At 53.5% G+C, this 6095-nt stretch carries 3 protein-coding genes; 1 reads left to right on the top strand and 2 read right to left on the bottom strand.

Annotated features, from left to right (window positions below; genetic code table 11):
• Nucleotides 1-284: 284 nt before the first annotated feature.
• A complete protein-coding gene (locus AC01ZF_RS13090) occupies nucleotides 285-2960 on the bottom strand; it encodes a flagellar filament outer layer protein FlaA (protein WP_424677092.1) in 2676 nt (891 codons plus the stop codon).
• 173 nt (nucleotides 2961-3133) lie between these two features.
• Entirely contained in the window at nucleotides 3134-4693 is a 1560-nt protein-coding gene (locus AC01ZF_RS13085; protein ID WP_428132809.1) for a zinc metalloprotease, read from the bottom strand.
• Nucleotides 4694-4935: 242 nt separating this feature from the next.
• Between AC01ZF_RS13085 and AC01ZF_RS13080 the strand changes: the two genes are divergently transcribed.
• Complete coding sequence (locus AC01ZF_RS13080; RefSeq protein ID WP_476575411.1) at nucleotides 4936-6021, top strand: STAS domain-containing protein; 1086 nt, start codon at nucleotides 4936-4938, stop codon at nucleotides 6019-6021.
• Nucleotides 6022-6095: the final 74 nt, after the last annotated feature.

The raw sequence follows: 6095 nt of genomic DNA, 5'->3' as shown, positions 1-6095 counted from the left end.
ACAGGTGCGTGGATGGCGCGGAACGAGATATGACCGGGAAGGGGATGATGCGTAGCGCTTGCTATGACCAGGCCCGGCGGCCCCCTCTTTGCCCCTCCACCATTGTCATTTCGAGCGCAGCGAGCAATCTTTATCATCCCCGTCAGCGAAAAAACGCCTGTGACACTACGAGCTGACATAAGCAGTCCAAACAGAGAACGTGCCCTCAATGGCACATGTTCTTAGTAGGAACGGTCTACTATCAAGGGCATCGATAGTTTTTGCACTATAACCCTACCCACACCCTACGGGCCATATCGCCAGCGCACGTAGTGCTGACCTACATTCCCCATTTCAACCCGCCAGTTGGGATCGTTATCAGGGGTATAGGTCAAGACACGTCGTTCAAACGCCTGCATGAGAACATCCTTCTCAACACCACCAACTTTGACCCGCGTCCAGTATGGCTCACTGATCGGTAGACCCATGACAAAGATCCAATCAATGATCTGGCGTGTAACGTACCGTCCATTTTCGAGCACTACGCCTTGCTGCGCGAAGTAGTCGAGAAAGACTTGGGGGATGTTGTGACCGAGCGTAGCTTCGTAGCTACCAATCCGGACATCGTAGCGGGCGAGATCGGGCCGGTCAACGACGGTGCCATCACGATTGAGAAAAGCGGTCACTACCTGACCGTTCCGGTCGGATGCGCGGGCCGAGTTAACCGGAAAAGCAACGCTGCGGAGCGTGGCATATGTCGGTGCATTCGGATTCACGCTTGCCGGATCACCTGCTACGGCTTCCGTCGCCGGTGTACGATCTTCAAACTGTGTATCACCAAGCTGGATTCGACCGGTGAGCATCTCAACGACTAACAAACCATTGGTTACATACCATTGGTCGCGTGGTGCATTAGGATTGTTGATCTCCATACGGCTCTTGTCGAAATACTGAACAAGCCGACTACCACCGGGGCTTTGCGCATAAGGCTCCCGCATCGCACCGCTGATCGGTTGTGGCCCCCAGATCCACGAACGCGGACGCAACCCAGGCGCACCACCGGCGACCGGTTGATCGGTTCGTTGCCAAACGTTACGCATCGCATCATCGGCAAAGGCACCATTGGATGGAACAAAACCGCTACCGGTTGATGGCTGCGATGGCGGCTGCACCGATGCGGTTCCCGGCTGATAGACCAAATAGATCGGACTTGGCCCGACATTGAGGGTCAATATACCTCCCGGTGCCGCCTGTCGTCGCTCACCGCCATCACGATCAATAATCGTGACTTCGGTATCGGCACTCGGTATGCGTACTTGGCCATTATCAACAGCCCATACGACTTCGACCACACCGCGATCGGCGGCAAAACGGGCTGCATAAGCTTCCGGCCCGCTGTAACCGATGAGGTCATCGAGATAGACGACACCTTCTCCGGTTCGGCTATCAGGGTCATCATCGATCACTATCGCCTGCAAAGTAATGTCACCGTCAAGCCGACCGTTCACAAAACGAATCTGGTTTCCCGGCTCGACCGGCCCAGTGATCGCTGTCACTAATTGCTGCCAACCGGTAGGGCCGATCTTGCCTAGGCGGTATTGGAGGATCTCACCTTGCGTGTCACGCAGTTGGACTTTAAGATCGAAGCTGCTACCATCTCCATACACCCATAACCCGATCTGACTGGTACCGGCAGGAAAGGTAATTGCCTCACGTGGTGTGAAGCTCACGTAATCATTACCACCGGTAGTAAAGCGATAACGCACTTCAACGGCACCGCCGCCGCTGTGCGTTTGCCCGCTACTCTGGACAATTGAGCCGTTACCGGGCGGAAATGTTTGCCAGGCAATGGCCCGCTCGAAATCAAACGCCATCCGCTGATCACTCAACCGTCGTAAGCCGAGCGGCTGTCGACCACCTACCTGTTGGTTCAGCGTGCGGAAGGCATGAAAAGCCGGTTTGAACTGACTATAATCGGCTTGACCACTGCCGTAGCGCAACAGACCGTAGGCGTTGTACGGGACACCGTTCCGCAATTGCATATCTTTGAAGCGGTACATGATCACCCGCTCGACACCGGCCTGGCGCAGCATTGCCATCGCCCGAATCAGATAATTAGCCTGTGTTTCCGGGTCTATCCTCTGTTCGCCGGTGCGGTCGGTCGGACTATCTGCCCAGCCGAACTCGGTAACCCAGATCGGTTTAGGGCCAAGCCGAGCGGCTAGCGTCTGAATCGCACCTATTCCAACCGTATCAATCGATCCGGCTTCAGGGCCAAGCGGATCGGTGTATGGATGAAGTGCGATAACATCAAACGATCCCCATGCACCATTCTCAGCAATAGCTTGCAGAAATGAACCGGCCGGTTCAGGTGAGACAATTCCGGCTGCCAGCACCGTCGCACCCGGATCAGCACCTTTGATCGCCGGATAGACTGTGCGTAGTAGGGCCGCATACGCCGCCGGATTAGGAGACGGTCGCCAGTAGACCGGGTTGTCCGGTTCATTCCAGACCTGCCAATAGCGCACACGATCCTTATAGCGATTGACAACGGTCGCAGCAAAGTTGGCGAAGAGTTGTGGATCAGGCGGGTAGAAGCTTCCTTGCTCTGGCGGAATATAATCGTCCGCCGGATCAGGCGTACCCCAACCGACTGCCGGGTTGAGCAGGCCGATAATGTTGATTCCGCGTTGCACCAATTCATTCACCGCTCGGTCGGTAAATGTCCAATCAAATTGACCGGGACGCGGTTCGATGCGACCCCACTGAAATTCCTCACGGACCCAACCCATTCCACTTTGGGCAATCACATCGGCGGGCCGGTTCAGTGAGTCGGGAAATGGATAGCTGGCCGCAATATGGGTATTGGCCCCAAATACGGAAGGACTAGCCGATTGTACCACGGGCACTGGCGACGACCAAGTGTTCAAGAAGAGTACGACAAAGATGATACATAGGCCGAGATGACGGTCATAACGCATACACGCACACTCCCTCACTAGACCAATTGTTCCGACAACCTTAGTATACCATACTTGAAGGATCAACGTCGGTAACAGATTTGCAGAATCTCAGGCCGATAGGAGTTGAAAAAGAAGAAGGGCAGACCACTCGGCGGCTGCCCTGAACGATGAGATAACCGTTTACGAGGCGTCTACCGTAGCACTAACGGGATCATTACCATCACCGGTTCTGGCAAGTCAATCGGTAAAGCGTAGACCAATGACGGTAACCCGGCCGCATCGATAAAACGCACATACAGCATCGGCGCATGAGTAAATGTGGAGAGCACCAACTCATTGGGTAATGGCAGCACAATTTCAGAGCGGTAGGGTAGGCGCAGCGGATTGACAAAGTCGCGACGGGTACTCACTTCGACGGCTTGTGTTTCCGGTGGTGCTTGGACATGAACCATCAGCGTTTGCTCTTGAATGAATGCCGGTGCTAGTCTGTAGACAGGCGCCACACCCAAGCCACTAATCGTGAACGTCTGTTTGATCGGGGCTGAGACGTTGCCTACCAGATTCACAGCGCGAAACTCAACAACATGCTCGCCGTCGTACAGCGGTAACTCAACCTGAACAACCTCGCGGGTCTGATCAAACGCACCATCAACCGGTAGCGCAAGCTGCCAATCACTGTCCCCAACCCGATACTCTACCGACTGGATTGGATTAATGCTGACGTCAGGCTGTACTGGCGAGGGATAACCCAGATCACGAACCATCAACTCAACCATCGGACGATGGCTGAGCGTTTGCCCAGTAGCGGTAAGCGTGATCGTCGGCGTCGTATCGAGCACATCAATCACGCCATCACCATCGCTATCACGATAACCGAGCTGCGCCCGCGCCGATACGTCAACCGCGCCGATAGTAAAGCTGGTGATCAGCTCGCGCATGATGCTAGGCTCGTTAGTACCGCAGTTGTTGAACATACTGTTGGTCGTCGGTGCAAACAGATAGCCGCTGCGCAGATCACAGCTCACATTTGCCGAACTGTACTGATCGAGTGCGCCGAAGAGATGGGCAAATTCGTGGGCGATAACGGCACGCAGCCACCGAGTCGTGTACGGGCCACCATCGGATGTGATGACGCTAAATGGGCCGTTGAGGTAGGCATAGGCAAAACGACCATCAGCAAAGTAGCCATCATCACGGGCACTATTGACAATAAAGATGGTCGTCGCCCAATCGGCGCCACGTTGATCGCGTAGATCAAAGGCAGCGCTGTACGCTTGCTCAATATAGTTCCCCCCTTCGTAGCCCCATGCCCGCAACACATCACTAATCCAGAGACCTTCTTGCGCAATGCCATAGCGAATCGGTTCGTAGTTGGTCGGCACCGTCTGAACGACCAGGTCAAACGCTAACCGGGCAGCAGGCAATCGCTCGCGCCACCAGTCGAGAGCGGCTTGCGTTTCGCTCACAACCTGCTCGATCTGATCAGGAGTCCAATTCTCATCCGACGGATCGATCAGCCCATTGCTTTCAGGCAACACTAACCGCACGGCCACCCGACCGGCGAGGTACTGGCTCGGTAAGCGGAGATCTTCGTCGGTAGCAAATGCGAGAGTCGCTGGTGGTGGTGCGATCAGAACATCATTCGGCGGCAGGGCAAGCTCAGGTGTTGTGATCGGCGGAGTCGCGTGGATCAAGGCTACCGGTGTTATGCTTAAGCAAAGCAGCATGCTGAGAAGAAGTTTGGTACGCATAGCGGCCTCGCTCGGCTAAAGTGAGAGAAGAGGCAAAGCCGGTTTCTATCTGTACTGTAGCCAAGCAAGACCGTTTTGTAGAGAGACGAAGGAGTCCCGTTGTAGATTGACAAAAGGGATTAGACAATCACGACAATAGGTAGGAGCAGCGTACTAATACCTTTTCCATCAAAGCAATGTTCTCAATTGTGATGGAAATGAATACAATAACAAATACCGGTCGCTATAACACAGGAGGTTATATGCGTTCGATGATCGCATGGCTGACGAACATTTGTGGTACCGACGAAGATGATCTTCGGCGTGGTCGTACAACCGTTATTGTTGCTTTCGTCATGATCTGTTTAGCAGTACTGGCAATTCCCCTCACATTTTCCGGCAGCAACCTGCTCATTTCACTCGTTATTATTATCATCAGTATTACCGCATATCTCATCACCATTGCGATCACTCGCCGTGGGTACATTGGCATAGGTAGTTTGGTATTAATCGCATTTATTACTCTCCCGATACTAACACCAATCGTTATCCAAAGCTCACCGACCAGCCCGCTTACATCACCTTTTTACCTCGTCGTATCTATCCTCGTTGCCGGTCTGACGGTACGTCCGGTATTTATTTGGCTAGTTTTGGTAGCAAATATTGTCGGTCTCTTTGTAGCGTGGACTATTGCCAATACACCAATTTTTATCGATCAACTACAAACTTCCCTTATCCTTGCTGCGCTCTTTTTACAGGTTGGTACTGCATGGTTTACATTTATCGGTGGACAGATTACCGACAACGCCCTCAAAGAAGCCCGTCGGTTGAGCAATGAAGCACGACAAAACGCTGCTCGACTGGCCGAACTCAACACCACCCTCGAATTGCAAGTCGAACAACGCACGAAGGCATTACAAATCGCGTTGCGCGACCTAGAACAACGAACGGCCGAACAAGCTCGCTTACTCGCCGAAAATGAACAGCAGCGTCAAGTCATCCGGGAGCTTAGTGTTCCGGTACTACCGGTAAACAATACGACGCTCGTCATGCCCTTGATCGGCGCACTCGATACAGCCCGAATCGTCAACATGCAGCAACAAGCACTCAACCAGATTGAGCACACTAATGCGCGCGAGCTGATCATCGATGTTACCGGTGTACCGGTGATCGATTCTCAAGTAGCTAAAGGATTACTGCAATTGGTCGAAGCAGCTCGATTGATGGGGACGCAGGTGATATTAGTTGGGATTCGGCCTGAAGTAGCCCAGACGCTCGTAACACTAGGGATCGATCTCCACCATATTCGCACATATAGCACATTGCAGGCGGCACTGGCGAAACGATAGGTTCACCCAAGCATAGAGCCGTGCGTTGATCACCCTCTATCGAACACCGCACGGCTCCCGACATACAATAACCT

Source organism: Chloroflexus sp., assembly GCF_056331925.1.
The sequence above is the reverse complement of the archived record's forward strand: the minus strand, read 5'-3'. Positions and strand labels throughout refer to the sequence as shown.